Source organism: Kitasatospora sp. NPDC002543 (assembly GCF_053594915.1).
Window position 1 is genome coordinate 23,429 of sequence record NZ_JBSFWR010000030.1, and the last position, 26,160, is coordinate 49,588.

General features: G+C 71.5%; 20 protein-coding genes, 2 tRNA genes and 1 pseudogene. 12 read left to right on the top strand and 11 right to left on the bottom strand.

The window, feature by feature from the left end; all coding sequences use genetic code 11:
• Positions 1-183 precede the first annotated feature (183 nt).
• Positions 184-924, top strand: coding sequence for a Tellurium resistance (locus ACWD4P_RS15390; RefSeq protein ID WP_359830998.1), 741 nt, complete (start codon positions 184-186; stop codon positions 922-924).
• A 122-nt stretch (positions 925-1,046) separates the two neighbouring features.
• On the opposite strand, the gene ACWD4P_RS15395 is transcribed toward ACWD4P_RS15390, so the two are convergent.
• A complete protein-coding gene (locus ACWD4P_RS15395; RefSeq protein WP_449779926.1) occupies positions 1,047-2,252 on the bottom strand; it encodes a TerD family protein in 1,206 nt (401 codons plus the stop codon).
• Between the two features lie 357 nt (positions 2,253-2,609).
• Between ACWD4P_RS15395 and ACWD4P_RS15400 the strand changes: the two genes are divergently transcribed.
• The 3 genes from ACWD4P_RS15400 to ACWD4P_RS15410 all read left to right on the top strand — a co-directional run bounded on the left by ACWD4P_RS15400 (position 2,610) and on the right by ACWD4P_RS15410 (position 7,435).
• Positions 2,610-3,836 carry an HpcH/HpaI aldolase/citrate lyase family protein gene (locus ACWD4P_RS15400; RefSeq protein ID WP_449779927.1) on the top strand — a complete coding sequence of 409 codons (1,227 nt, stop codon included), beginning with the start codon at positions 2,610-2,612 and terminating at the stop codon, positions 3,834-3,836.
• A gap of 141 nt (positions 3,837-3,977) precedes the next feature.
• Positions 3,978-6,602, top strand: a complete 2,625-nt coding sequence (locus tag ACWD4P_RS15405; protein WP_449779928.1) for a phosphoribosyltransferase — start codon at positions 3,978-3,980, stop codon at positions 6,600-6,602.
• Complete coding sequence (locus ACWD4P_RS15410; RefSeq protein ID WP_449779929.1) at positions 6,602-7,435, top strand: HAD family hydrolase; 834 nt, start codon at positions 6,602-6,604, stop codon at positions 7,433-7,435. The genes ACWD4P_RS15405 and ACWD4P_RS15410 overlap by 1 nt, the downstream gene beginning before the upstream one ends.
• Positions 7,436-7,495: 60 nt before the next feature.
• On the opposite strand, the gene ACWD4P_RS15415 is transcribed toward ACWD4P_RS15410, so the two are convergent.
• Both ACWD4P_RS15415 and ACWD4P_RS15420 read right to left on the bottom strand, forming a co-directional pair.
• Positions 7,496-7,717, bottom strand: a complete 222-nt coding sequence (locus tag ACWD4P_RS15415) for an FmdB family zinc ribbon protein (RefSeq protein WP_359820736.1) — start codon at positions 7,715-7,717, stop codon at positions 7,496-7,498.
• 92 nt (positions 7,718-7,809) lie between these two features.
• Entirely contained in the window at positions 7,810-9,180 is a 1,371-nt protein-coding gene (locus tag ACWD4P_RS15420) for a hypothetical protein (RefSeq protein WP_449779930.1), read from the bottom strand.
• Between the two features lie 182 nt (positions 9,181-9,362).
• Here ACWD4P_RS15420 and ACWD4P_RS15425 point away from each other — a divergent pair.
• Positions 9,363-9,437: transfer RNA gene (locus ACWD4P_RS15425), tRNA-Val, on the top strand.
• Positions 9,438-9,628: 191 nt separating this feature from the next.
• Here ACWD4P_RS15425 and ACWD4P_RS15430 read toward each other — a convergent pair.
• Both ACWD4P_RS15430 and ACWD4P_RS15435 read right to left on the bottom strand, forming a co-directional pair.
• A complete protein-coding gene (locus ACWD4P_RS15430; RefSeq protein WP_359820742.1) occupies positions 9,629-11,056 on the bottom strand; it encodes a hypothetical protein in 1,428 nt (475 codons plus the stop codon).
• 220 nt (positions 11,057-11,276) lie between these two features.
• Positions 11,277-12,418 (bottom strand): annotated as a pseudogene (locus ACWD4P_RS15435) (tyrosine-type recombinase/integrase).
• Between the two features lie 130 nt (positions 12,419-12,548).
• On the opposite strand from ACWD4P_RS15435, the gene ACWD4P_RS15440 reads away from it, so the two are divergent.
• Positions 12,549-12,660 (top strand) — tRNA-Leu (locus ACWD4P_RS15440).
• A 178-nt stretch (positions 12,661-12,838) separates the two neighbouring features.
• On the opposite strand, the gene ACWD4P_RS15445 is transcribed toward ACWD4P_RS15440, so the two are convergent.
• The 6 genes from ACWD4P_RS15445 to ACWD4P_RS15470 form a co-directional block, all read right to left on the bottom strand.
• Positions 12,839-13,393, bottom strand: coding sequence for a hypothetical protein (locus ACWD4P_RS15445; protein WP_359820744.1), 555 nt, complete (start codon positions 13,391-13,393; stop codon positions 12,839-12,841).
• A 67-nt stretch (positions 13,394-13,460) separates the two neighbouring features.
• Positions 13,461-13,898 carry a hypothetical protein gene (locus tag ACWD4P_RS15450; RefSeq protein ID WP_359820746.1) on the bottom strand — a complete coding sequence of 146 codons (438 nt, stop codon included), beginning with the start codon at positions 13,896-13,898 and terminating at the stop codon, positions 13,461-13,463.
• A gap of 41 nt (positions 13,899-13,939) precedes the next feature.
• On the bottom strand, positions 13,940-14,737 hold the full coding sequence (locus ACWD4P_RS15455) for a hypothetical protein (RefSeq protein WP_359820748.1): 798 nt from the start codon (positions 14,735-14,737) through the stop codon (positions 13,940-13,942).
• 28 nt (positions 14,738-14,765) lie between these two features.
• Positions 14,766-15,317 carry a hypothetical protein gene (locus tag ACWD4P_RS15460; protein ID WP_449779931.1) on the bottom strand — a complete coding sequence of 184 codons (552 nt, stop codon included), beginning with the start codon at positions 15,315-15,317 and terminating at the stop codon, positions 14,766-14,768.
• A gap of 62 nt (positions 15,318-15,379) precedes the next feature.
• On the bottom strand, positions 15,380-16,939 hold the full coding sequence (locus tag ACWD4P_RS15465; protein ID WP_359820753.1) for a hypothetical protein: 1,560 nt from the start codon (positions 16,937-16,939) through the stop codon (positions 15,380-15,382).
• 156 nt (positions 16,940-17,095) lie between these two features.
• Entirely contained in the window at positions 17,096-18,562 is a 1,467-nt protein-coding gene (locus ACWD4P_RS15470; protein ID WP_449779932.1) for a pyridoxal phosphate-dependent decarboxylase family protein, read from the bottom strand.
• 503 nt (positions 18,563-19,065) lie between these two features.
• Here ACWD4P_RS15470 and ACWD4P_RS15475 point away from each other — a divergent pair.
• The 6 genes from ACWD4P_RS15475 to ACWD4P_RS15500 all read left to right on the top strand — a co-directional run bounded on the left by ACWD4P_RS15475 (position 19,066) and on the right by ACWD4P_RS15500 (position 26,125).
• Positions 19,066-19,680, top strand: coding sequence for an HAD family hydrolase (locus ACWD4P_RS15475; RefSeq protein ID WP_449779933.1), 615 nt, complete (start codon positions 19,066-19,068; stop codon positions 19,678-19,680).
• A 259-nt stretch (positions 19,681-19,939) separates the two neighbouring features.
• Positions 19,940-20,644 (top strand): VIT1/CCC1 transporter family protein, encoded by a 705-nt coding sequence (locus ACWD4P_RS15480; RefSeq protein ID WP_359820760.1) that lies wholly within the window; start codon positions 19,940-19,942, stop codon positions 20,642-20,644.
• Between the two features lie 179 nt (positions 20,645-20,823).
• The gene (locus tag ACWD4P_RS15485; RefSeq protein ID WP_449779957.1) at positions 20,824-23,364 is read left to right on the top strand and encodes an ATP-dependent Clp protease ATP-binding subunit; all 2,541 of its coding nucleotides are present in this window, start codon (positions 20,824-20,826) and stop codon (positions 23,362-23,364) included.
• 203 nt (positions 23,365-23,567) lie between these two features.
• Positions 23,568-24,824, top strand: coding sequence for a sensor histidine kinase (locus ACWD4P_RS15490; protein ID WP_449779934.1), 1,257 nt, complete (start codon positions 23,568-23,570; stop codon positions 24,822-24,824).
• Entirely contained in the window at positions 24,821-25,498 is a 678-nt protein-coding gene (locus ACWD4P_RS15495; protein WP_449779935.1) for a response regulator, read from the top strand. The genes ACWD4P_RS15490 and ACWD4P_RS15495 overlap by 4 nt, the downstream gene beginning before the upstream one ends.
• A 312-nt stretch (positions 25,499-25,810) precedes the next feature.
• Positions 25,811-26,125 carry an SHOCT domain-containing protein gene (locus tag ACWD4P_RS15500; protein ID WP_449779936.1) on the top strand — a complete coding sequence of 105 codons (315 nt, stop codon included), beginning with the start codon at positions 25,811-25,813 and terminating at the stop codon, positions 26,123-26,125.
• Positions 26,126-26,160 lie beyond the last annotated feature (35 nt).

Consider the following 26,160-nt stretch of genomic DNA (forward strand, 5'->3'; position numbering starts at 1 on the left):
CGATATCGCGTCCGAAGGGGCGGCATGTTACGGGAGGGCGGCTTCCCGGGGCCAATCGACCCGCCGATGGCGCCCGGTTGGGTAGGGGAAGGGCCGGACGGGGTATCCGACGGCCGGGCCGATGCCCGATCATTGGTCGGCGGACCGTCAGAACGCCTGGCGGGAGCAGGGGGAGAGGACGGGATGGTCTCGATCTGGGAGTACCTGCGCGGGGACAGGAGCTACACCTTCGACAACCCCGGCGGTCAGCACAAGGTCATACTCACCAAGTCGGCCCCGCAGCACGCGATCACCGGGTCCGCCGCCACCACCGGCTACCTGTACGTCAACCTGCACTGGACGATGAGCTCCGGGGGCGCCGCCCGGCCGAGCACCCTCGACTCCGTCAAGCGGTTCCTCAGTCCGCGGATCCTGCGGCCGCAGGACCCGGACTCGGCGCAGAGCAGCGGGCCGATGAACGTCGACCTCGACCTCGCCTGCATGTACGAGCTCTCGGACGGGACCACGGGCGTGGTGCAGCCGCTCGGCGGGCTCTTCGGCGACCTCCAGAACCCGCCGTTCGTCAAGCTCAGCGGCGACGACCAGTACGGGGCGCCGTCCGGCGAGACGATGTACGTCAACCTGGAGAAGAAGGACAAGTTCAAGCGGCTGCTGATCTTCGTCTACATCTACGACGGCACGCCGGCCTTCGAGCAGTCGCACGCGGTGGTCACGATCGTGCCGCAGACCGGGCCGCGGATCGAGATCAAGCTGGAGGAGCGGGCCCGGGCGGCGCGCTCCTGCGCGGTGGTGCTGATCGAGAACGCGGGGGACAACCAGCTGACGGTGCGCCGCGAGGTGCGGTACGTCAACGGGTTCCAGGCGGACATCGACCGGCTGTACGGGTTCGGCATGCAGTGGCAGCGCGGGTACAAGAGCGAGTGACGCGGACCGTCGGCGGTCGGTGGCGATCGGTGGCGATCGGCGGCGCGACGGGTGCGACGGGTGCGACGGAGGTGTGACGGCGGGGCCGGAGCGGTGGTGCGGCGGCCCCGCCGGGGGTGGCGTCAGCGGGGCTGGAACTGCGGGCCCTGCGGGGGCAGCGCGAACTCCTCGCCGGCGGACGCCGGGGGCCGGGTCGTCGGCGGCTGCGGCGGGACGGGCGGCTGCTGGCCGGTGCCGGGCTGCGGATAGCCGTAGCCGGCGGGGTGCTGCTGAGGCCCGGGCTGGTTCGGCGCGGGCTGGTTCGGTTGGGGCTGGTTCGGTTGGGGGTAGCCGTAGCCGCCGGGCTGCTGCGGGTAGGGCTGCTGCTGCGGCTGCCGGCCGGCGCCGGGCTGCGGGTAGCCGTAACCGCCCGCCTGCTGCTGCGGGTAGCCGTACCCCGTGCCGGGCTGCTGGGGGTAGCCGTAGCCGGTGCCGGGCTGGTGGCCCGGGGGAGCGGTGGGCGGCGGGGGCACGGTCGGCGGGGCGGTGGGCGGCGGCGGGGTGGCCGGTGCGGGCGAGGCGCTCGCGGCGGCGGCCGGGGCCGGGGCGGCGGACGGTGCGACGGCCGGTGGCGGTGCCGCGGGCGGCTGGGCCGGCGGCGACTGCGGGACGGCCGGAGCCAGGGTGAAGGTGCCCGGCTCGGGGGCGGCCGAGCGCGGGTCCGGCAGCGGGGTGCTGCGCGGGTCGAGCGTGCCGACGGTCGACCCGGGAGGCTGGGCCGACGCCGAGTCCGCCTCCGCCTCGTCGTCCACGGTGATGCCGAAGTCGGTGGCGAGGCCGATCAGCCCGGAGGTGTAGCCCTGGCCGATCGCCCGGAACTTCCAGGCCCCGGAGCGGCGGTACAGCTCGCCCGCGACCAGGGCGGTGACGTTCTCGGCGTCGTCGATCTCGAACTCGGCGAGCGCCGGCCCGTTCTCGCCGGCCGTGGCGTCGAAGAGCAGCAGGCGCAGCCCCGGCACCGAGCGGAACGGCCCGCCCTCGGAGGAGCCGGCCAGCACCACGCGGTCCACCTCGGCGGGCAGCTTGCCCAGCTCGACCTCGACCGTGTCGATGATCTCGGCGCCGCCGGAGGTCTGCTGCTTGGGCAGGTGCCGCACCAGACCGGAGGGGTGGCGGGGCTGGTTGTAGAAGACGAAGTCGGCGTCCGAGCGGACCTTGCCGGTCGCGCCGAGCAGCAGCGCGGACGCGTCCACGTCCGGCGCACCGGGCGTGGCGCTCCAGCGCAGCACGGCGCGGACCGCCGCCGCCGGCAGTGCGATGTTGGCGCCCTTGGCCATCACGTGCGTCATAGCCGACCATCCTGCCTGTTCGCCACCCCTTCGGACAACGTGACCGGACCGGTCCGTGCCGCGTCGGACTTTGCCAAGACTTGCGCTTTCCGAGGTTTGCCGCCGTCGTTTCCGAAGTTCGCCGCGGTCGCGCCGGTGATCGTCCAAGTGGACCGGGATGTTCCGGGAGTTCAGTGCCGGGGAACCGGGACCGGCCGGATCCCGTCCGTACGATGGGCGGTCGAAAGGTCCCCGGGGGTTCGACGCAGGGGCGTCCGGCGGAGGCGCGCCCGGGAACCATGGCGCCCGGTCGGCCGGTTGACCAGGGTGTCGCCGGCAGCGGGCCGCGGGCCCGCCCACTTCCTGGAGGAGAGCACCTTGCGCCATTTCGGCCACCTCGCCGAGGACGTACGCGGCCGGCTCTTCCTGGAGCAGCCGCGCCCGTTCAGCGCGCGGAGCGCGCCGGCGGTGCTCGCCACCGCCCTCGGCGGCACCCTCTACAGCCCGGCCACCAGGCCCGCCCTGGCCGCCGACATCCGCAAACTCGCTGGTCGGGGCGTGGTCTCGATGGTGCTCTGCCTGGAGGACGCGATCGCCGATCACGAGGTGGACGCGGGGGAGCGGAACCTGGTCGAGCAGTTGAATGACCTGGTCAAGGATTTCACCGACTGCACACAGAGCCACCCCCTGCTCTTCATCAGGGTCCGCGCGGCCGCCCAGATCCTCGACCTGGCCGAGCGCCTCGGACCCGCCGTGGAACTGCTCAGCGGTTTCGTCCTGCCGAAGTTCACCCCCGCGAACGGCGGCGAGTACCTCGCGGCGCTGGCCGCCGCCGAGGCCGCGACCGGGCGGCGGCTGTTCGCCATGCCCGTCCTGGAGTCGCCCGAACTCGCCCACCTGGAGACCAGGCGGGAGCAGCTGTTCGGCATCGCCGAGCTGCTGGCCGGCCACCGCGAGCGGGTGCTCGCCGTCCGGCTCGGCGTCACCGACCTCTGCTCCGCGTACGGCCTGCGGCGCTCGCCCGACCTCACCGCGTACGACGTGGCGCTGGTCGCGGCGGTGATCGGGGACGTGGTCAACGTGCTCGGCCGGGCGGACGGCACCGGGCACACCGTCACCGGACCGGTCTGGGAGTACTTCCCGGTGCAGGAGCGGATGTTCAAGCCGCAGCTGCGCCGGACCCCGTTCGCCGGCACCTCCGTCCCCGTCGGGGCCGGAGCCGGGGCGGCGGCCGGGGGGCTTCCGGCCTCCGGCGAGGAGGTCCGCCGGCGGATCATCGAACACGACCTGGACGGGCTGATCCGGGAGGTCGAACTCGACCGGGCCAACGGCCTGCTCGGCAAGACCTGCATCCACCCCAGCCACGTCCCCGCCGTGCACGCCCTGTCCGTGGTCACGCACGAGGAGTACTGCGACGCCCGCGACATCCTCCGGCAGGAGCAGGACGGCGGCGGGGTGCTGCGCTCGGCGTACACCAACAAGATGAACGAGGCCCGGCCGCACCGGGCCTGGGCGGAGCGGGTGCTGCTGCGGGCGGAGGTGTTCGGGGTGGCCCGGGAGGACGTGAGCTTCGCGGAACTGCTGTCGGCCTGCCTGTGCGGCTGACTGTTCCCGTGGCCGAGACCGAGCCGTTCCCGCCGGTTTCCTTCGGTTTCCGCGGCGCCGATATGACGGATCCGTGAGTACGGGTCCGACGGATCCGTGAGCGCGGATACGACCAACGCACCATCGAAAGCAGGACCAGCAGTGACAGCAACACCGCAGACGTGGACCGGCCGTTGGGTCGCCGACCGGGCCGGGATCGCACTGACCGGCTCCGAGCGCCTCCCCGAACTCGTCGGCCTGGCGCTCCGCTCGGGGAACCCCCGGCGCGCCCACCTGCTGGTCTCCAACGTGCTCGGCAAGCACGTCCCGCAGCAGCCCTCGGTGGTCCACGGCGCCGGGCTCGAACTCGGCCGCCGGGTGCGCGAACTGCTCGGCGCGCGGGCGGCCGGGCGGGCCGTCGTGCTCGGCTACGCGGAGACCGCCACCGGCCTCGGCCACAGCGTCGCCGACGGTCTGGACGCCCCCTACCTGCACTCCACCCGCCGCCCGGTGCCCGGAATGACCCCGCTCGGCGGCTTCGAGGAGGAGCACTCGCACGCCACCTCGCACCTGCTGCTCCCGGCCGACCCCGCGCTCCTCGCCGGGGACGGGCCGCTGGTGCTGGTGGACGACGAGTTCTCCACCGGCAGGACGGTGCTCAACACCATCCGCGACCTGCACGCCCGCCACCCGCGCGGGCACTACGTGGTGGTCGCACTGGTGGACCTGCGCTCGGCGGCCGACCGGCGGCGGCTCGACGAGGCCGCCGCCGAACTCGGCGTCCGGCTGGACCTGGTGGCCACCGCGAGCGGGGGCGTCGAGCTTCCCGAGGACGTCGTGGCGCGGGCCGAGCGGCTGATCGCGGCGGAGGCGTCGGGCGGCGTTCCGGCTGGTGTCCCGGGGGACGTGCCGGTGGACGTGCCGGGTGCGGCGGCGCCGGTGGCCGCCGTCGCGCCGCTCGTCCGGGTCGCACTGGACTGGCCCGCCGGGCTCCCGGACGGCGGCCGGCACGGCTTCACCGCCCACGACCGCGCCCGGCTGGACGCCGCCCTGCCGCACCTGGCCGGGCAGCTCGCCGAAGCCCTGCCCGCCGGTGCCCGGCGGGTGCTGGTGCTCGGCTTCGAGGAACTGATGTACGCGCCGCTGCGGCTGGCCGGCGCCCTCGACGAGCGGCTCGGCGGCGACCGCGTCCGGTTCTCCACCACCACCCGCTCGCCCGTCCTGGCGGTGGACGATCCCGGCTACGCCATCCGCACCCGGCTGGTCTTCCCCGCCCACGACGACCCTCAGGACGGCGGCTCGCCCGAGCGCTACGCGTACAACGTGGCCCCCGGCAGCGACCCGGCACGGCGCTTCGACGCCGTGGTGCTCGTGGTGGACGACGTGGCCGACACCCCGGCGCTGCACGAGGGCGAACGCGCGCTGCTCGGCCAGCTGCGGCGGGTCACCGACCGGGTGGCGCTCGCCGTGCTGCCCTCGCACCGGCCGGTGCCCGTGCCCGCCGCGCGGCGGGCCGAGGCGCCTCCGGCGCTCCCCGCGCCGCTGTACGGGCCGGCCTTCTCCTCCTACCCGGCCGAGGAAGTGGCCTGGCTGCTCAAGGACCTCTCCGGGGTCGCCCTCGAAGCCCCCACCGAGGAACGCGAGGAGGCCGTCCAGAACGGCGGCGCGCACTACGCCGAGTCGCTGCCGGTCGAGTACCAGCCCAGCCCCGAGTACCAGGAGCTCTTCCACCAGGCGCTGCGCGGCTCCGCGGGCCGGATCGCGCTCGCCGTCGGCACCGTCGCCGAGACGCTGCTGCGCGAGCGCGGCCCCGGACTGGTGCTCGCCTCGCTGGCCCGGGCCGGCACGCCCGTCGGCATCCTGATCCGCCGCTGGCTGGCCCACGCGCACGGCCTGTCCGTGCCGCACTACGCGCTCTCGATCGTGCGCGGACGCGGCATCGACCCGGTCGCGCTGCGGTACCTGGCCGCCCACCACCGGGCGCAGGACGTGGTGTTCGTGGACGGCTGGACCGGCAAGGGCGCGATCACCCGCGAACTGGCCGACGCGCTGACCGGCACCGGCTTCGACCCGGACCTCGCGGTGCTCGCCGACCCGGGCCGCTGCGTGCGGACGTACGGCACCCGGGACGACTTCCTGATCCCGTCCGCCTGCCTCAACTCCACGGTCTCCGGGCTGGTTTCGCGCACCGTCCTGCGCGCCGGACTGATCGGGCCGGACGACTTCCACGGCGCCAAGCACTACGTCGAACTGGCCGGGAGCGATGTCTCGGCGGCCTTCCTGGAAGCGGTGGCCGCCCGCTTCGACGAGGTCCGTGCCGCGGCGGCCGAGGGCGCCGACCGGCTCGCCGCCGACCCGCACCGGGCGCCCGACTGGGCCGGTTGGGCCGCCGTCGAGCGGATCAGCGCCGAGTACGGCATCGACAACGTCAACCTGGTCAAGCCCGGCGTCGGCGAGACCACCAGGGTGCTGCTGCGCCGCGTCCCCTGGCGGATCCTCGCCCGGCGCGGCGCCGGCGCGGACCTCGACCACGTCCGGCTGCTCGCCGCCCAGCGCGGCGTCCAGGTCGAGGAGGTGGACGGCCTGCCGTACACCTGCGTCGGGCTGATCCACCCCCGCTACAGCCGCGGGGCGACCGGGGGCGACGGGCGCGCGGTGGCGTCGGACGTCGGCCTGGGCTCGGGATCGGTGTCGGGTGCGGGTGTGGGTGTGGTTTCGGATGCGGCTACGGCTACGGCTACGGCTACGGATGCGGTTTCGGTTTCGGTACCGGGGAGGGATTCCTGATGGGTGTTCTGGTGGCCAGCGACCTCGATCGGACACTGATCTACTCCGAGCGGGCCATGGCCCTGGCCGGGCCCGACCGGCTCGCGCCGAGGCTGCTCTGCGTCGAGGTGTACCAGGGGCGGCCGCTGTCCTTCATGACCGAGCGTGCCGCCGGACTGCTCGCCGAACTCGCCCGGCACGCCTGCTTCGTCCCGGCCACCACCCGGACGCCCGAGCAGTACGGGCGGGTCAGCCTGCCCGGCCCGACGCCGGACTGGGCCCCCGCGTACGCGATCTGCGCCAACGGCGGGCAACTGCTGGTGGACGGCGTGCCGGACGCCGACTGGCGGGCCGAGATCACCGGGCGGATCGCCGCCGGCTCGGCCCCGCTGGAGGAGGTCGTCCGGCGCCTCGCCCTGTGCGCCGACCCGGAGTGGACGCACAAGCGGAAGGTCGCCGACGAGCTGTTCGCCTACCTGGTGGTCGAGCGCGCCGACCTGCCGGACGGCTGGCTGGCAGAGCTGAGCGGCTGGTGCGCCGAGCGCGGCTGGACGGTCTCCCTGCAGGGACGCAAGGTGTACGCGGTGCCCGCGCCGCTCACCAAGAGCGCTGCGCTGGCCGAGGTCGTCCGGCGCAGCGGCGCGGACACCGTACTGGCGGCCGGCGACTCGCTGCTCGACGCGGACCTGCTGCTCGCGGCGGACGCGGGCTGGCGCCCGGGGCACGGCGAGCTCGCGGACCGCGGGTGGACGGCCCCCGGCGTCACCGCCCTGGCGGAGGTGGGGGTGGCGGCGGGGGAGGAGATCGTCCGGCGCTTCCTGGCCGGGGCCTCGGCCGTGCCGGTCACGGCCTGACGGCCGGGAGCCGGGAGCCGGGAGCCGGGGCCGGGAGTCGGCGGGTGCGTGTGCCCCGGGTCAGCCGCAGCAGCCGCCGCCGCAGCAGCCACCCCCGCCGCCCCCGGACGCGGGGGCCTGCCGGCCGGCGGCCGCACCGCCCGTGACGGCAACGGCGGACAGCAGCTTCACGGTGTCCTCGTGGCCCTCCGGGCAGACCGCGGGATCGTTGGCCAGGGCCATCGGGCGGCGGAGCTCGAAGGTGGCGCCGCAGGAGCGGCAGCGGAAGTCGTAGCGTGGCATACCGGCAGGGTACCCAGCAGGGGTGTCCGTCGGCAGTCCGGCCGGGGCACCACTCCGTCCCGCTGCCGGTGCCACCCGCCCCACCCCCCGTGCTACCGGTGGCCGCCGAGGTCGCCGCGGATCAGCCCGATCACCCGCGCCGCGGTGTCCCGCACCGCCGCGAGCTCGGTCAGGAAGTGCCAGTAGTCGGGGTGCCGGCCGGCCGCCTCCAGCGCCGCCACCGCACGGTCCAACCGGGCCACCGCCTCGTCCAGCGGGGCGGCGTGCCGCGGATCCGGCGCGCTGCGCCCGGCCATCGCCAGCCGCTGGGCGTCCCGGATCGCGAAGCGGGCGCGCTCGATCTCCCGGTTGGGGTCGTGCTGCACCTCGTTCAGCTGCCGCAGCCGGTCGTTCACCGCGGCCACCGAGCCGTCGGCGGTCTCCAGCAACGCGCGGACCGTCCCGATCGCGGCGGTGGCGTCCGCCCAGCGCTGCTCGTCCCGGGCCCGGGCGGCCTCGGCGAGCTTGCGCTCGGCGGAACGACCGGTCTCGGCGACCTGGTCCGGCACCCGCTGGAGATCCTGCCAGCAGGCGGTGCTGAACCGGCGGCGCAGCTCGCTCAGGGCGGGATCGACCGTCGCCGCCTTGGTCTCCAGGGCCTGGATGCGGGTCCGCAGGCTCGCCACCCGCCGGTCGATCTCCCGCGCCCGCTCCGGCAGCTGCCCGGCATCGGCGGCGATCGCCTCGGCGCGCTGCTTCACGTCGTCCGCGCGCCGCAGGGTGTCGGCGACCCCGTGCCGGGCCGGGCCCTCGTTCAACCGGCCCAGCTCGGGCGCCAGTTCGGCCAGCCGGGCCGCCAGGTCGTCCGCCCGGAGGCCGGCGCCGCGCGCCTCGTCCAGCGCGGTGGTGGCCGCCAGCAGCGCCCGCTTGGCCAGCTCGACCGCCGGGGTGACCCGCATCAGCTGCCGCTCGGCGTGCTCGACGGTCGGCTGCAGCCGCCGCAGGAAGTCGCCCAGCTCCGCCCGGGCCGAGCCGAGCTGGCCCTTCACGTCCGCCAGCAGACGGGTGGCCTGCGCGGCCGTCCCGGCGTCCAGGGTCTCGCTGTCCAGGTTGTGGGCGTCGAGCGCGGCGAGGTAGTTCACCGTGACCTGCTCGACCCGGCCGGAGATCGCCGCCAGGTCGGCCAGCGCGCGCTGGGCCGTCGGGCCCTCCTCGGCGGCGCGGACCGTCTCCACCGCGAGCTGCACCTCGCGCTGGGTCTCCTCCAGCTCGTAGAACGCCTCCTGGGCCGCCGCCCGGGCCTCCCGGGCCTGCGCCCGTCCGCCCTCGCCGCCGCCGCGCCGCCCCCACCAGCCACCGGTCCCCGCCGAGGCCAGCCCGACCGCCCCCAGCGCGCCCGCCAGCACCACCGGCAACACCAGGGCGTCGGCCAGCGCACTCCCCGCCCGACGCCGCCCCCGCCCGCTCCCGCCGGCCACCGTCACTGCGCGCTCCCTGCTCCGACCCGCTGATCCGGCCCCATTCTCCCCGATCCCCCCGCCGGCCCGTCACCCCCTCCCGCCTCATCCACCGCACGGCCCCGCACCCCACCGGCCACCCGGCCCCCACCACCCCCCGGGACCAGGTACCCTAGCCTTTCGTCGTGCGCCCGCCGGGCCACGGCAGGGGGCGCGTAGCTCAGTGGTAGAGCGCTGCTCTTACAAAGCAGATGTCGGCGGTTCGAAACCGTCCGCGCCCACCAGCACAGATGCCCCGGACCGAAATCGGTCCGGGGCATCTGACATTTCAACCTGACATCAGTGGCGGGGCATGAGCCAGGACCTCGTGGCAGACAGCCCTCACGGAGAGTCGGCTCGCGATGGGTAGCAGCGGACGCCTACTCCCGCCCGGGTTGGCCTCGCAGACATGCCGGACAGGTCCATCTAGCCAGCGTTAGCGAAGCTTGGAAGCTGATTGCTTCGGCCTTGCGTCGATGAACATCGGCTTGATTTCTACTCCGTATTCCTCGGAGGTTCTTGCTGCGAGCAGCCTGACTTCCCCAAGGAATTTTGGATCGAAGTGCTTATTTTCGTATCCAATGCAGACGAAGATCCCATGCTTGATTTCTTCGGACTTCAAGTACTGTACCGTCTGCTTTGTCAGTCCATGCCAGAAGCCCGTATTGCTCGCGAGCTTCATTTCAATCAGGGCTCGAGATGACCAGCTCTGAACAAATTTGAAGTCAACGGGACCTCTGCCGGCGTTGGCCTCTGATGTAATGTCGATTTTGTGAGCTCGGCAGTAGTGTGAGGCTGCGAAGCGAAAAAGGGATTGACAAGCGCTTTCGGGGCGAAACCTATCCTTGTCCCAGAGAAGTCGCCATCCGTCTGATTGCTCAATTCCATGTCCGTAGGCTTCCACGAGGGATTCGATGAATCGCTGGAACTCTTCGGCTTTGGTCGGAGTAAAAGCGAGCGGGTTTTCATGAGCCAGCGACATTCCCAGCTCATAAGTGGTGGTCCTCAAGAGCGGGTCGTTCACGATATCGTATGGAGACTTCTCGCGAGACTCGCACACCCGCATGAAGTCCTTGACGAGTTCTGGGTTCTGGCGCGCCATTTGGGCTTTCAATGCGGCCGGGACTTTCCAGGCGAGGTCATAGTTGAAGTTGCCGCGCAGGGTTTCCGGCTCTTCCCGCCATGCCCAATCCCAGAATTCGTCCGGTCCAACAGTGAGGAGCTCTCGCAGGAAACGGGCAGGGGCGAGGAGTACCCCTGAGCCTGTGTATGGGTTTCTGGGGAGGTCGACCAGTTCATCCCTCCACCTGGCGCTGGCGTTGTCCCACGAGGAGTGTTTGACGCGAATCTTCTCCATCGGCACTGAGTGGCGAACTGCGATGGCTTGCGTATACTTGATGAAGTATGATTTAAGTACATTGCAAACCATGTCGCTAATTCGATCCAGGCCCATTCCTTCCTGGAATAGAACTAGTTCTTCGATGTGCTCGACGGACTCAATGTCGTGGCCCACTGCAACTTTGGCGCTCGCGAGCATAGGCCCTTGGAGCCCTTTCCCCGCACCGGACCCTTTCGGGCTTCCTTCGGTTACTCCCAAGCAGAACTCATCTGGCTCTGGGAAAAGAAGAAGGGACTTGGCCTTGCTCCATGAGGGTGATTTCTCATTCCCCTTGGACCCTTTTACTAGTGCCAGTACCATGGCAAAAAAGTCGATCATGTCGTCATGGGAATGTGCCCAGAACTCTTCCTGATCGTCATAAATCAAGAAGGGGTCGACGCAAAGGTTGGTATCTGCTAGCAGCAGGGGGTCAAACCAATCGTCCTCCTCGGAACGAACAACGCCGAACGTCTCACTGAACCGCATGTGTCCTCCCAATGGCCCATCTGGCTAACCAACCGATGCTCCCACAGCATCCGCAAGCGGTCACTAGGGTGTGCTTACCGAAAGAGCATCTGAGATCGGACTGTAGTCGGGGGGACCGACAAATCCCCTTAATCGAATGCGTGTTCAAAATGCTGGTACCCGTGCCATGCGTATGTCGCCGGTCGGCATCGACCCGGGACATACGCATGCCGTCGTCGTGCTACCAGCGGCGCTTGAGCAGTCGGTCCATATTGTCGAGCGCCTCGCGTTGAGTGTCCTGCGCCACGTGGGTGTAGACGTTCATCTTGAGCCCGATCTGGCTGTGGCCGAGGATCTCCATCACCACCCGGGGCGGCACCCCGCAGGCGACGAGCAGCGCCGCGCACCCGTGCCGGGTGTCGTGCAGCCGGACCGCCAGGACCTCAGCGGCCTTCGACACCCGGACGAACGAGCGGTAGAGGTTGGTCGGCTCGATCGGCCGACTGGTCCGGGTGATGAAGATGTAGTCGCTCTCCTCCCATTTCTCTCCGGCCGCACGCCGGGCATCGTCCTGCCGCATCCGGTGCCAGCGCAGCGCCACCACGCAGATCCGGGGGAGCAGCACCGGTCGGCGCTTCCCGTTCTTCGTCGTGTCCGCGTACAGCTCACCGCGGATGCGCGGCACCTGCTCGCGGACGACCAGGACCCGGTGGTCGAGGTCGACCTCAGACCAACGGAGCCCGACGATCTCGCCGCGCCGAATGCCGAGAGTGATGGCCAGCACGAACGCGGCGTAGAGCGGATCGGGGCGGCTGGCCGAGAGGAAGGTCAGCGTCTGGTCAAGCGTCCACGGCTTGACCTCACGGCTCGTCACCCGGGCCGGCGGAACCAGCGTCGCGACGTTCCGCACGATCAGCTCGTCCCGGCACGCGGCGCTCAGCGCCGAGCGGAGCACCTGGTGAGACTCCTTCGCGGTGGCGGCGCTGGACTGCTTGGTGACCTTCGCCAGGAAGGTCCGCACGTCGCGCGGGCTCAGCGTCTCCAGACCCTTGGCGCCGAGCAGGGAGACCAGGTAGAGGCGCACGTGCGTCTCGTACTTGGCGTGGGTGGTCTTCTTCCGCTGGGGCTTGATGAAGTGCTCCAGCCAGTACGGCAGCCACTCGGAGAGCTTCGCCGACCGGGTTGGGGTGGCGACGCCCTGCTTGGCGCGTTCCACCAGCTCCTTGCGCTTGGTATCGCACTGGTCCCAGGTCTTCCCGTAGACGAACTTGCGGGCCGTCGTGCCGTCGTGCCGTCGGGCTGCGGGACGTAGACGGCGGCCTGGTATCGGCCGTCCTTGCGCTTGGTCACGGTGCCGGCGCGATTCGGGTTGCGCTTGGCCATCAGGCGGCTTCCTTCCCGCAGAGCTGATTCGGCAGAAGACCGAGGACTTTCGTCTCGGCATTTAAGGAAATCAACCCCAGTGCCCTTGGCTGGTTGTGACATCAACGGCGGCGCACGTGCACGATCGCAGGGGCGCGTGGATGGACTGACGCGTGACTATCGAGATGACCGTGTCCTCGTCGGGATACTGGTAGATCGAACTTACAAAGCAGATGTCGGCGGTTCGAAACCGTCCGCGCCCACCCCGTGAACAGCTGAAACGCACACTGCGGCCCAGGTCGGGAGCATGATCCCGACCTGGGCCGCAGTCGTTCCCGCGGGCTGGGCACAGGTCTTGGCGTGCCGGGCCGGGGGTGGGGGAGCCCGGTGCCTCCGACCGGGATGGGCGGGGGCACCGGGCTGTTGCCGTGTTGGCGGGGGTCAGACCTCGATCACCCGGAGGGCGGGGTGGTCGACGGTGTTGAGGTAGAGCTTCTCCTTGGTGCCCTCCTGCTCCAGCTCGACGACGAGCCGGTAGCGGTAGAGGCCGGGCTTGGCGGTGCTGAGGACGGTGCCGGCCCAGTAGTAGTAGACGGGGGTCAGCGGGGAGCGCATGCGGTCGGGCATGCCGTAGATCTTGAGCTCGGTGAAGAGCTTCCGCTCGGCCACGTCCTCCTCGTCACCGAGTTCGGTGTCGAGGACCACGATGTTGTTGATCTTCGGCATGGGCGGCCAGGTGCCGTCCAGCCGGCGCTCCATGTCGATCGGGCGGATGATCCAGTTGATCACCTGGCCCTGCTTGCAGACGGTCTCCAGCTGCCGGGTGCCCTGGCCGGACCCGCCGACGCTGTTGTCCATCATGTACATCGCGTCGCCCAGCGAGCGGTTGGCCGTGGCCCGCTCCATGTTGACGAACGTGACGACGTTGAGCTGGACCGAGTTCAGCTGCCCGGGGTTCTGCTTGTCCGCCGAGGTGCTGCGTGCACTGGTTGTCAAGGTTCCTCCTTCGAGCGCGCCGCTCCGAGCGGTCCAGCCGCTCGGAGCCGTCCGCCGCTCAGAGCTGTCAGGTGGCCTGGCCGACCAGGACGGGCGACACAGTGGTGGTGATCGGCTCGACCTGCGTGCCCAGCCGGAACCTGATCCGGTACGGCACGGGCGCCGTGGCGTCCTTCTTCACGGTGCCGGTCCAGTAGGCGACGTCGGTGCCCGGGTACACCTGCCGGACCGGCTCGCAGACCTCGTGGTCGATGTCGATCCCGTCGATGGCCACGAAGGCCTCGCACTCGAGCGCCAGCACGTTCCAGAGCAGCTGGTCTCCGGCCTTGACCTTGGTCCGCAGCTGCTCGGTGCCGAAGTCGGCGGACCCGCCGGCCTTGTTGGTGTCGTACAGGTACAGGTGGCCGGTGGTGCTCTGGGACGCCAGCATGCCCACGCAGTCCACCACCGCGGTGATCGAGATCGGGCGCTTCGGCGTGGTCTTCAGCCGTGGCTTGGTGGTCATCTACTCCTCCTCGTCCTTTCCGGGACTTACTGGTCGGGGGCTCAGCCGAAGGTCGCCGGGGCGATCGGCAGGTAGCCCATGCCGGCCCCGGTGAAGCCGTTCCGCTTGGGTTCCGCGGTGATCCGGAGCTTCGACTCGACGGTCAGGTTGACCGGCTCCCAGGTCCACTCGCCCGACCGCTGGATCAGCTCGTGGAGCTGGATCCGCATCTTGTAGCTGTAGGTCCCGGGCCGGGAGACGTCGACCGTCGCCGACCAGTACCAGCCGTCGGTGACCAGGTCGGGGGAGCCGTACTCGGCCGGGTAGATGATCTTCTCGTCCACGGCCTCGCCGAAGATGTCGGTGATCACCGGTGCCGGGTAGCTGTGGGTGTCCTGGCCGTGGTCGGCGACCACCTTGCCGGTGACGTCCAGGACGCGCTGCCCCGAGAGGGCCCGGCTGCGCGAGGTGCCGTTGACCCGGGTGCCGACGGTCTTCCGGATCCGGGCGAGCGCGGCATCGGTGTCGCCGTTCGCCACCCCGGGCTTCTCGGTCAGGTTCGCGAGCTCGGTGAGCGCCTCCCGCTCGGCCTCCCGCGCCCGGATGGTGTGGTAGCCGCGGGGCACCGTGGGGGGGATCGAACCGAGGCTGTACGGAAGCCAGTTGAGCACCTGCTCGCCGGCCTGCGAGCCGTCGCTCCAGTAGGCGCCGTTGATCGCGGTGACCAACTCGCCGGTGCCCTGGTTCAGGGAGCCCTGGAGCTTCATGTTGTCGAACAGATAGGTGTTGCCGGTCAGGCTCCGGGACTCCAGCGCGTTGCCGACGTCCACGAGCACGATGATCGCCAGTTGTTGGGCCATGCGCCCACCCTCCTTGTCGGTGTTCCGCCTACAGGCACATCAGTGCGGGCGAGTCGATGTGCAGCACGCTGTGCTCGCCCTCGTACATCTGGAGCTCCAGCCGGTAGCGGTACGGCACCCCGGGCACCAGGTACGGCGGGACCACGCCGGACCAGACGTTGAGGTCCAGCTGTCCGTTCGCCAGGTGGTGGCCGGCCGGCGCCGCAGCGGCGTCGGCGCCCTCGGCGGTGCCGTCGGTGGCGCCCGCGGCAGTGCCCTCGGCCGGGGCGGCCGGAGCGGCCGGGGCGGCCGGGTCGACGCCGTACGCGGCCGCGGCGGCCGCGGCGGCAGCGGCCGCGCCCTCGTCCGCCGGCACGAAGCTGATGCTCCGGATCTCGACGGGCGTCTGGAGGTCCACCGCCAGGGCGGACCACTGGACCACCTGGCCCGGCACCACCACGGTGACCAGGTCGGGCGTGCCCTGGTTCTTGCTGTCGAACGACCCGTCGTCGATCAGACAGAGGTTGCCGTTGAGCAGCGTCTTGTCCGAGAGCGCGCCGATCACGTCCACCACGACGGCGATGTTCACTTGCGGCTTCATACTCACTCCATTCCCTCAAATTAACGTTCCGGAGCGGCAGTTGTACCGTCCCGCCGGTCCTGTCAGCCCCGGTCGCGCACCAGCGGCACCTTGCCGACGGACGTCCGCTCGATCTCCGCGGACGCCCTGGGCACGAACTTGACCAGGAACCGGTAACCGGTCTTCTCGATCGAGGCGGGGTTCGCCTCGCCCTGGTTGAACAGCGAGAGCGAGCGGGGCAGCGCGTTGACGAAGACGTGCTGGACCCCGTACGGGCCGAGCGCGGCGTCCGTCCGGTACGTCAGACCGGCGACGTCGTCGACCGAGGCCAGCAGGGTGATCGTCTTGCCCTCGCGGTGGTTCACGAACTGGATCTCGTGGGCGACCACGTCCAGGTCGATCGCCGTGGCCTTCAGCAGGTCCTCGCGCACCGCCTCGTACGCGCGCGGGGCCGAGTACTGGCTGTCGTTCAGGTGCAGGATGTCCCCGGTGCGGCCGGCGAACTCGAACTGGCCGGTCTTCAGCCCGGGCCCGTCCAGCTTCGGGCGGCGGATCATCCGGTCGCCGAGCTTCAGGCGCAGCAGCGGCGCCTCGTGCCCGTGCAGCCGGGTGACGACCAGTTCGCCCTCCTCGCCCTCGGCGACCCAGCGGCCCCGCTCGTCGACGATCTCCACCAGGTGCAGCCCGGGAACGGCCGCCAGGCAGGGGGACTCCTCCGTCAGCTGCAGCCCGATGGTCTCGGCCTGGGTGGCGGCGAAGTAGCTGAGGATCGTCAGGTTCGGGTACATCGCCTTGAGTTCGGCCCGCTTGCGCTGCGGCAGCACCCCGCTCCCGTACAGCGCCACCCGGAAGCTCTCCTTGGCCTCCTGACTCATGCCGGCGCCGAGCTCGCTGAGGATCGCGATGCCCGCGGTGATCCCCATCAGCGCCTTCGGGCCCGGGTAGGAGAACATGTGCTCCAGCACCGGGGCGGTGACCGGTCCCGCGCCGATGTAGTTGATCCCCGGCACCTGGGACAGCACCCCGCCCACCATGGTGCCGCTGCTCCACATCTGGTAGTCGGCCAGGGTGGTGTACAGCCACTTCGGGTCGCTGCCCGGCAGGTACTTCCCGAGCTGGTAGTCGCCCATGAACCGGCCGGCCACCTCGTAGGTGTCCCGCAGCTCCCGCAGCGAGTACACCGACTCCAGCGGCTTCCCGCCGCTGGTGCCGCCGCTGGCCACGATCTCGAAGCCGCCGCGGGTCAGCGGCACCACCATGCCCGGGCGCGAGTCCATGAAGAACTCGCGCTGGGTCTCCTTGTCGGACAGCGGGATCCGCTGCCAGTCCTCGTACGACCGCGGGGCGTCGTCGACGCCGGCGCCCGACAGCCGGCTGCGCCACAGCGGGTTGAGCCGCACCGTGTTGACCATCTGCTGGAGGCGGCGCAGCACCAGGGCGTCCTGGATCTCGTGCGAGACCTCGCTGTAGGGCGTCTGGCAGACCCGCTCGCACTCCTGGAGCTTGCTCGCGAACGAGGGGAGCTTCTCCACCGCGTCGACCGACTCCGGCTTCAGCTCCCATTCGGGGATCAGCCAGCTCGCCAGTTCGTCGGCGCCGCCGGGTGCCGCCGGCCGGGCGGGCGCGGTACTCACTGCACTCATCGTCAATTCCCCGTCCTTCTGTTGTTCACTCGTTCATGTGTCGCGGTTCGTTCGGCCGCGATTTCTCGGCCGCGTTTTCCCGGCTGCGACAACCGGTGTCATTCACTCGGTGTCGTTCACTCGGATGTTCACTCGGTGTCGTTCACTCGGTGTTGTTCACTCGGCGTCGGCCAGGAGATCGGTGCCGACCCGCCTGATCTCGCCCAGCAGCATCCGGAAGTGTTCGGCGGTGATCTCGTGGTTCATCATCACCACGCGCAGAGCGGCGACCCCGTCGATGTTCACCTTGGAGATGAAGAAATTCCCCCGGATCTTGATCCGGTTCCTGATCGCCACCTGGAGGCGGTGCACGCGTTCGTCCGGAAGCGCGGCGGGGCGGTAGCGGAAGCAGAGGATGTTCGCCTCCGGCCGGTGCACCGTCTCGAAATCCGGTTCGTCCAGCAGGATCCGGTGGATTTCCTCGGTCAGCCCGCAGAGGTATTCGATCTTCTCGGCGAACAGGGCCCGGCCGTAGACGGACCAGAGGGTCCACAGCGGCATGATCATGGGCCGCTTGGTGCACTCGAAGTTCCTGGCGCCGCTGTCGAGCTCCGTGTAGCGGTCGGGCTCCTCGTCGAAGACGTAGCTGGCGCGCTGCTGGAAGGCGCCGAGGCTGTCCTCCTTGTTCCGGTAGAACAGCAGCGTGCAGGGCGCCGGGACGAACATCATCTTGTGTGCGTCCCAGGCCAGGGAGTCGACCTTGTCGATTCCCCGCAGCTTGTGCCGGAGCCGGTCGGAGACCAGCAGGCTGGCGCCGTGCGCGCCGTCGACGTGCAGCCAGATGCCGGCTTCCCGGGCGATGTCGGCGAGTTCGTCGAGCGGGTCGAAGGCGCCGACCGAGGTGGTGCCGGCCGAGGCGACCATGGCGAAGACCTGCAGCCCCCGCCGCTCGGCCTCCTCCAGGGCGGGCCGCACCTGCTCCAGGCAGATCTGCTGCTCCCGGTTGATCGGCAGGCGCACGATCTGCGACTCGCCGATCCCCAGGATCCCGGCCGCCCGCGAGACGCTGTAGTGCACGTCCGCCCCGACCGCGATGGCCGGGCGGAGCAGGCCGTCGGCCGCCGGGCTGCCGTCCGACCAGAAGTCGGGAAACGCCTTGTTCCTGGCCGCCAGCAGCGCTGTCAGGTTGGCCAGCGACCCGCCCGAGGTCGTCACCATGGCGTAGGAGTCCGGCTCCCACCCGATGAACCGGTTCAACTCCTCGGCCATGAGGCGCTCGGCCACGCTGGGCAGCTGGCCCGCCTCGTAGAACGAGGACGGCTGGTTGACCACCGAACCGACGAAGTCGACGATCCCGCTCAGCGGCACCACGCCCGAGAACTGCCGGCCCATGTACCCGGGCGAGTGGACCTGGATTCCCGTCCTGATGTACAGGTCGGTGATCTCGTCCAGCCGCTTCTCGTCGAAGGGCGCGATCTTCCCGCGCTCGGGGGTCATCAGGGCCCTGGCGGCCTGGGTCAGCGTTTCGGGGTCGATCAGGTCGAGCCCTCTGATCGAGGAATCGGCCAGGTGGCTTTCCAGCCGGCTCAGTACCGTCTCGGAATTGACCCGGAACAGCTCGGGGTCGAACGTGCCGGCGAGCATTCCGTCGTCGTGCGTTTTCCCGACCCCGGGAGTTGCGGGGCGACCCGGCTTCTGAGTGCCGAGCAGCGATCCGACTCCGCCTTTTTGCTCGATCGTCTTCTGATTCGAGCGAGATTCCACCATAGGAGCCCCCCAATGGCCCTTGTCGAGGACATCGAGACTTTCCCTTTTCGGCACGCCCGGTGTCCAGTTGGGTCACTCCAACGGGTGAATCTTCATTTTCTATCCGCGTTCGATTGCGCGCGGTCGCGATGCGACTCCGGTGCGTCACCGTCACTGTTGTCGCTGGTCGGATCGATGCGGTGTTCCATCACATTTCGAACAGTCGAGTCGAACGTCGCTCGGAATATTCGAACGTGAGCCGGGAATGTGCCGTTTTCGCCCGTCGGTTCGTCCGGAGGGTCTGTTTTGGCCGCTCTGGCCGGTAACCGGCAGAAGTTCTGCCGGTTGCCCGTGTCACATCCGTTCCCGGGGCCTGGCGATCCCGTCGGCGAGGAGGTGGGATGGCCGATGTGGCGATCGATGCGGTGCTGTGTGACGTGGACGGTGTGATCCGGTTCTTCGACGACGGCCGGGTGGCGGCGTTGGAGCGGGCGGCGGGAGTGGCGCAGGGGAGCACGGCGGCGGTCGGGTACGCGCCGGAGAACGACCTGCCGCTGCTGCTCGGGCGGATCGGGAAGACGCAGTGGGTGGACTCGATCGCGCGGGGCCTGGCCGGCCGGATGACGGAGGCCCGGGCGCGCGGGCTGGCGGAGGCGTTCGCGGACTCGCCGTTCCGGGCGGACGAGACGGTGGTGCGGCTGCTGCGGCGGGTGCGGGAGCACTGCCGGGTGGTGCTGGTGACCAACGCGACGGCCTGGCTGGACGAGGACCTGGCGTCGCTGGGGCTGACGGATCTGGCGGACGCCGTGGTGAACAGCTCACGGGTGGGCAGCGCCAAGCCGGACCGGCGGATCTACGAGATCGCCGTCGAGCGGGCCGGGGTGGCGCCGGAACGGTGCCTGTTCGTGGACGACCGCCGGGAGAACGTGGACGCGGCGGTGGCGCTGGGCATGACCGGGGTGCACTACCGGGGGTCGGAAGACCTGCGGCGGGCGCTGGCGGGGGTGCTGGGGTAGCGGGTTCCGGGGTTTCGGTGCGGCTGGTGTGCGTGCGGTCGTGGGTTCCGGGGTTTCGGTGCGGCTGGTGTGCGTGCGGCCGTGGCTTCCGGGCAAGCGGTGTGCGTGCGGCCGTGGGTTCCGGGGCAGACGGTGTGCGTGCGGCTGTGGGTTCCGGGACGGCCGGTGAACGCGCGGCCGTGGGTGGCGGGGCCGCGGGCGGCGGGCGACGATCGGATGGACCGGGCGGACCGGGCGGATCCCTGAGGACGGTGGGCGGATGGCCGAGCAGGTGGGGGAGTCACGGGCGGAGCTGTCCTCGCGCCTGAACTGGCTGCGCGCGGCCGTGCTGGGGGCCAACGACGGCGTGGTGTCGACGGCGGGCCTGGTGACCGGTGTGGCGGGTGCGGCGGGCTCCCGGACGGCGCTGCTCGCGGCCGGGGTGGCCGGGCTGCTGGCGGGGGCGATGTCGATGGCGGCCGGCGAGTACGTCTCGGTCAGCACCCAACGGGACACCGAGCGGGCCGCGTTGGCGCAGGAGCGGCGGGAGCTCGCGGAGGACCCGGAGGGGGAGCTCGACGAACTGACCGACTACTACCGGGGCAGCGGGCTGGAGGACGGCCTGGCCCGGGAGGTCGCGACGGCGCTGACCGAACGGGACGCGCTGGCCGCCCACGCGCAGACCGAACTCGGCATCGACCCCGACGTGTTGACCAATCCGTGGGAGGCCGCGCTGGCCAGTGCGGCGGCGTTCACGCTGGGCGCGCTGGTGCCCCTGTTGGCGGTGCTGCTGCCGCCGGAGTCCTGGCGGCTGCTGGTGACGGTGGTGGCGGTGGTGGCCGCGCTCACCCTGTCGGGCTGGGGGAGCGCCCGGCTGGGCGGGGCCGGCCCGGCCCGGGCGGTGCTGCGCAACGTCGTGGGCGGGTTGCTGGCGATGGCGGTGACGTACAGCGGGGGTGTGCTGCTGGACCGGGTCACCGGGTGAACGCGGGGTCCGGGCGGGCGGGGGGCCGGCCGGGTGGCCGGGGGCGGTCGGTGGCCGGGCGGTGGCGCGGTGTCCCGTGGACACCCCCGGTGACGGTCCCGGCCGGCTCGACAGGCGAGCCGCTGCGGCCTGTGTTTGTGTGGCTGCAAACCGCTTGGGAGAGGTGAAACGCCGTGACCATGCCCCCGTTCGGATCGAACGATCCGTTCTCCGACCTGCTCAGCCGGTTCTTCGGGATGAGCCCGCTGGCCTCCCCGCCCGCCGTGCAGCGGGTACCGATCGGGCGGCTGCTCAGCGAGTCCTCGCAGGAGCTGCTCGCGCTGGCCGCGCGACGGGCGGCCGAGGACGGCTCCAGCGACCTCGACACCGCGCACCTGGCCTGGGCGGCCACCCGGGTGGAGCCCTCGCGCCGGATGCTGGAGCGGGCCGGCATCGACCCGGACCGGCTCTCCGGTGACCTGGAGCACGCCCTGCCGTCCGGCAACCCCGACGCGGTGGACGGCCGGCCGGCGCTCACCCCCTCGGCCAAGCGCGCGCTGCTCGCCGCGCACGCCCGCTCGCAGGAGGCCGGCGCCTCGTACATCGGTCCGGAGCACATCCTGGGCGCGCTGCTCGACCAGGAGCGCTCGGGCGCCGGCGTGGCGCTGCGCAACGCGGCGCCCTCCCAGGAGGCGCTGAAGTCGGTGCTGGAGGGGCGCGGCACCGGCGGCGAGCGCAGCAGCACGGGCGCCCACCCGAGCGAGACGCCGACGCTGGACGAGTACGGGCGCGACCTCACCGAGGAGGCGCGCTCCGGCCGGCTGGACCCGGTGGTGGGGCGGGCCGAGGAGATCGAGCAGACCGTCGAGATCCTCTCCCGGCGGACCAAGAACAACCCGGTGCTGATCGGCGAGCCGGGCGTCGGCAAGACCGCGATCGTCGAGGGCCTGGCCCAGCGGATTGTCTCCGGGGACGTGCCGCAGAGCCTGCGGGAGAAGCGGGTGGTCACCCTCGACCTGACCGCCCTGGTGGCCGGGTCCAAGTACCGGGGCGAGTTCGAGGAACGGCTGAAGAACGTGATCGACGAGGTCACCGCGGCCGAGAAGAGCGTCATCCTGTTCCTGGACGAGCTGCACACCGTGGTCGGCGCGGGCAGCGGCGGCGAGGGCTCGATGGACGCCGGCAACATCCTCAAACCGGCGCTCGCGCGAGGGGAGTTGAGCGTGGTCGGCGCGACCACCCTGGACGAGTACCGCAAGCACGTGGAGAAGGACGCCGCGCTGGAGCGCCGCTTCCAGCCGGTGCTGGTGCCCGAACCGAGCGTCGAGGAGACGATCGAGATCCTCCAGGGGCTGCGCGACGCGTACGAGGCGCACCACCAGGTGCGGTTCACCGACGAGGCGCTGGACGCCGCGGCGACGCTCTCCGACCGGTACGTCAGCGACCGCTTCCTGCCGGACAAGGCGATCGACCTGCTGGACCAGGCCGGTGCGAGGGTCCGGCTGCGCAGCCTGAGCGGGTCCACCGAGGCGACCGGGGTGCGGGACCGGATCACCAAGCTGAAGCGGGAACTGGACGAGGCCGTCGCGGACGAGGAGTTCGTCCGGGCCGCCAACCTGAAGACCGAACTGCGGCGGACCGAGGACGAGTTGGCGGCGGTCGCGGAGTCCCGCGAGGAGGTCGTCGACGTGACGGCCGACGACATCGCGCAGGTGCTCTCCTCCCGGACCGGCATCCCCGTCGCGGAGCTGAACGCGACCGAGAAGGAGCGGCTGCTCAAGCTGGAGGACCACCTGCACGAGAAGGTGATCGGCCAGGACGAGGCGGTCACCGCCGTCGCCCAGGCGGTGCGCCGCGGCCGGGCCGGGATGGGCGACCCGGACCGGCCGACCGGCTCCTTCCTCTTCCTCGGGCCGACCGGCGTCGGCAAGACCGAGCTGGCGAAGGCCCTGGCGGCGCTGCTGTTCGGCGACCCGGACCGGATGATCCGCTTCGACATGAGCGAGTTCCAGGAGAAGCACACCGTGTCCCGGCTGGTCGGCTCCCCGCCCGGGTACGTCGGCTACGAGGAGGCCGGGCAGCTGACCGAGGCGGTGCGCCGCAAGCCGTACAGCGTGCTGCTCTTCGACGAGGTGGAGAAGGCCCACCCGGACGTCTTCAACCTGCTGCTCCAGGTGCTGGACGACGGACGGCTGACCGACTCCCAGGGGCGTACGGTCGACTTCCGCAACACCGTGGTGATCATGACCAGCAACATCGGCTCGCAGCGGATCCTCGACCACGCGGGCAACGTGGACGAGATCAGGGACGACCTGATGCGCGACCTGCGGCAGCAGTTCCGGCCGGAGTTCCTCAACCGGATCGACGAGGTGATCGTCTTCCACGCGCTCACCCGGAAGGACCTGCTGTCAGTGGTGGACCTGCTGCTGGAGCGCAGCCGGCGCCGGCTGCGGGCCCAGAACGTCCGGCTGGACGTCACCGAGGCGGCGAAGGAGTACCTGGTCAACCGGGGCTACCAGCCGGAGTTCGGGGCCCGGCCCTTGCGCCGGACGATCCAGTCGGAGCTGGACAACCGGATCTCGAACCTGCTGCTGGACGGCTCGGTGCGGGAGGGGGACACGCTGATCGCGGACGTGAGCGACGGGGAGCTGGTGGTCACGCTGGCCCGGCCGGAGGCGTCGGCGACGTTCGAGGAGGCGGAGGCGGAGGCCGGGGCCTCGACGGAGACCGCGGAGGGCTGACGCCTCCGGGGGCCGGGCCGGGCCGGGGCTGGCTGGGGCTGACCTGGCTGGGGCTGACCTGGCCGGGTCCGATCCGGGGCTTGACCGGGGCCGGGTGTGCTCCCGGGGCTCTCTCCCGCGTTCGGGCGTACTCCAGCGGGAGTACGCCCGAACGCCACTGGTGGAGGACGCGCTGGAGCGGGGCGCGGGTCTAGCTTGTGGGCATGATGTCGCCCACGTCCCCGCCGAACGAGCCGTCCCCGCCCGGCCGGGCGTCGGGCCGGGCGTCGGACGAGCCGCCCGCGCCGTGGCGCCCGCCGTGGGCGCGCGCGGCCAGGGCGGGCTACCCGCTGGGTCTGGCGGCGGCGGTCGCCGTGGTCCAGGTGGTCGGCTCGACGTTCGCCGGGCACAACCAGCACGGGCGGGCCCCGCTGGACGCCTTCGGCTACCTGCTGCTGTTGCTCGGGCCGGCCCTGCTGGTGCTGCGCGACCGCCGGCCGGTCGCGGTGGTGGCCGGCACGTCGGTGGTCACCGCCGGGTACCTGGCCGCCGGGTACCCGTTCGGGCCGGCCTTCGTGAGCTGGCTGATCGCCTGCTGCACGGCGATCGGCTCCGGGCACCGCAGGGCGGCCTGGGCCGGCGCCGCCGGGGTCTATCTGGTGCACCTGCTCGGCACCTTCGCACTGCCGGAGAGCTGGCAGCGCGCGGCCCCGCCCTCCGGCAGCGTCTGGCCGGCGGAGCTCGGGCTGCTGGCCTGGCTGCTGCTGGTGATGGCGGGCGGCGAGCTGGTCCGGTTCCGGCGCGAGCGGATCGCCGCCCACCGGGCCTACCGGCAGCAGCTGGAGGAGCGCCGGGCCAACGAGGAACGGCTCAGGACGGCCCGGGAGTTGCACGACATCCTGGCGCACAGCCTGTCGCTGATCAACATCCAGGCCGGGGTCGCGCTCGCCCTGCTCGACCGGCGGCCGGAGGAGGCCCGCGGCGCGCTGGTCACCATCAAGTCGACGAGCAAGGAGGCGCTCGGTGAGGTCCGCCAGGTGCTCGCGACGCTGCGCGGGCCCGGGGCGGCGCCGCGCGGGCCGGCACCGGGGCTGGACCGGCTGGACGAACTCACCGAGCAGGCGGACCGGGTGGGCCTGGAGACGGAGGTGCAGGAGCGCGGCGATCGGCGCGCGCTGTCCCCCGCCGTCGACCTCACCGCCTTCCGGATCGTCCAGGAGGCGCTCACCAACGTGGTCCGGCACTCGGCGGCCCGGCAGGCGGTCGTGGTGCTGGACTGGCGGGACGAAGCCGTGCTGGTGGTCCGGGTGGAGGACCCGGGGCCCGCGGTGCTCGGTGACGCGGGCGGATCGGGCAGTGGCCTGGCCGGGATGCGGGAACGCGCGTCGGCGTTCGGTGGCACCATCACTGCGGGGCCGCTGCCCGACGGCGGCTTCCGGGTCCGGGCGGAGCTGCCGACACCGAAGGCGGAGAACGATTGATCCGGGTACTGCTCGCGGATGACCAACTGCTGGTGAGGGCGGGCTTCCGGGCCCTGCTGGACCTCCAGGACGACCTCACGGTGGTCGGCGAGGCGGACGACGGCGAGGCCGCGCTGCGGCTCGCCCGCGAGCTGGTGCCGGACGTCGTGCTGATGGACATCCGGATGCCGCGGATGGACGGCCTGGAGGCGACCAGGAGGATCGTCGAGGACCCTGCGCTGTCCTCCGTGCGGGTGGTCGTGCTGACCACCTTCGAACTGGACGAGTACGTCTTCGAGGCCCTGCGCTCCGGGGCGGCGGGCTTCCTGGTCAAGGACACCGAGCCGGCCGACCTGCTGCGGGCGATCAGGGTCGCCGTCGCGGGGGACGCGCTGCTCTCGCCGGGCGTCACCAGACGGCTGATCGGCGAGTTCGCCGCCCGGTCGAAGGCGCCCGAGGCCGCGCCGCAGGGGCTCCCGGACGTCTCGGTGCTGACCGAGCGGGAGCGCGAGGTGCTGGCGCTGGTCGGCATGGGGCTGTCCAACGAGGAGATCGCCCGGCGGCTGGTGGTCAGCCCGCTGACGGCCAAGACGCACGTCAGCCGGGCGATGGTGAAGGTCGGTGCGCGGGACCGGGCGCAACTGGTGGTGCTGGCCTACGAGTCGGGGCTGGTGCGGCCGGGCTGGCTGGGCTGAGCAGCCGGTGGGGCGAGCGCTGGGCTGCCGCTCGGCTCGCGCTCGGCTCGCGCTCGGCTCGCGCTCGGCGAGCGCCGGGTGGGCGTCGGGTGGGCGTCGGGTGATCGCTCGGCTCGCGCTGGGCGGCCGCTGTGCGGGCGCTGAGCCGGCTGCTCCCGACCCGGCGTGTCCCGGGCGGTCCGTACTCTCGGCGGAGTATCCCAACTGCCGCTGCTGGTAGGACGCGTGATGAGGATCCTCGGTGGGACGCTCTGGACATCTCGGGAAACACCCGAGGTCCTGGAGTCCCACCACCGAGGAGTTGAACCAACCATGTACACCCAGCTGGCCGACTGGCACGGCCCTGGCCCGTGGATCCTGCTGATCCCGCTGGTCTGGATCGCCGTGGTGGTCCTGGTGATCGCCGTGCTGCGCCGCACGCTCTGGCGGCGGCACGGTTGCGGGTTCGGGCCCGGTCTCGCGGCCGGTGCGGGGGCCGGTCCGGTGGCCGTCGCGGAGCATCCGCTGGCCGTCCTGGGCCGCCGCTACGCCGAGGGCGACATCGACGCCGAGGAGTACCGCGCCAAGCGGGCCGTGCTCACCGAGCCGCCACCGCGGGGCGAGGCCGGAGGAGGTGGCGCCAGGTGACCACCCCGGACGCCGGACACGGCGTCGCTGTCGGG

Coding starts and splice junctions, on each gene's coding strand:
- ACWD4P_RS15465 (WP_359820753.1), bottom strand. CDS start 16,939: ATGAGTGCAGTGAGTACCGCGCCCGCCCGGCCGGCGGCACCCGGCGGC.
- ACWD4P_RS15485 (WP_449779957.1), top strand. CDS start 20,824: ATGCCCCCGTTCGGATCGAACGATCCGTTCTCCGACCTGCTCAGCCGG.
- ACWD4P_RS15430 (WP_359820742.1), bottom strand. CDS start 11,056: ATGCGGTTCAGTGAGACGTTCGGCGTTGTTCGTTCCGAGGAGGACGAT.
- ACWD4P_RS15480 (WP_359820760.1), top strand. CDS start 19,940: ATGGCCGAGCAGGTGGGGGAGTCACGGGCGGAGCTGTCCTCGCGCCTG.
- ACWD4P_RS15415 (WP_359820736.1), bottom strand. CDS start 7,717: ATGCCACGCTACGACTTCCGCTGCCGCTCCTGCGGCGCCACCTTCGAG.
- ACWD4P_RS15460 (WP_449779931.1), bottom strand. CDS start 15,317: ATGAAGCCGCAAGTGAACATCGCCGTCGTGGTGGACGTGATCGGCGCG.
- ACWD4P_RS15395 (WP_449779926.1), bottom strand. CDS start 2,252: ATGACGCACGTGATGGCCAAGGGCGCCAACATCGCACTGCCGGCGGCG.
- ACWD4P_RS15490 (WP_449779934.1), top strand. CDS start 23,568: ATGATGTCGCCCACGTCCCCGCCGAACGAGCCGTCCCCGCCCGGCCGG.
- ACWD4P_RS15450 (WP_359820746.1), bottom strand. CDS start 13,898: ATGACCACCAAGCCACGGCTGAAGACCACGCCGAAGCGCCCGATCTCG.
- ACWD4P_RS15475 (WP_449779933.1), top strand. CDS start 19,066: ATGGCCGATGTGGCGATCGATGCGGTGCTGTGTGACGTGGACGGTGTG.
- ACWD4P_RS15390 (WP_359830998.1), top strand. CDS start 184: ATGGTCTCGATCTGGGAGTACCTGCGCGGGGACAGGAGCTACACCTTC.
- ACWD4P_RS15500 (WP_449779936.1), top strand. CDS start 25,811: ATGTACACCCAGCTGGCCGACTGGCACGGCCCTGGCCCGTGGATCCTG.
- ACWD4P_RS15455 (WP_359820748.1), bottom strand. CDS start 14,737: ATGGCCCAACAACTGGCGATCATCGTGCTCGTGGACGTCGGCAACGCG.
- ACWD4P_RS15470 (WP_449779932.1), bottom strand. CDS start 18,562: ATGCTCGCCGGCACGTTCGACCCCGAGCTGTTCCGGGTCAATTCCGAG.
- ACWD4P_RS15410 (WP_449779929.1), top strand. CDS start 6,602: ATGGGTGTTCTGGTGGCCAGCGACCTCGATCGGACACTGATCTACTCC.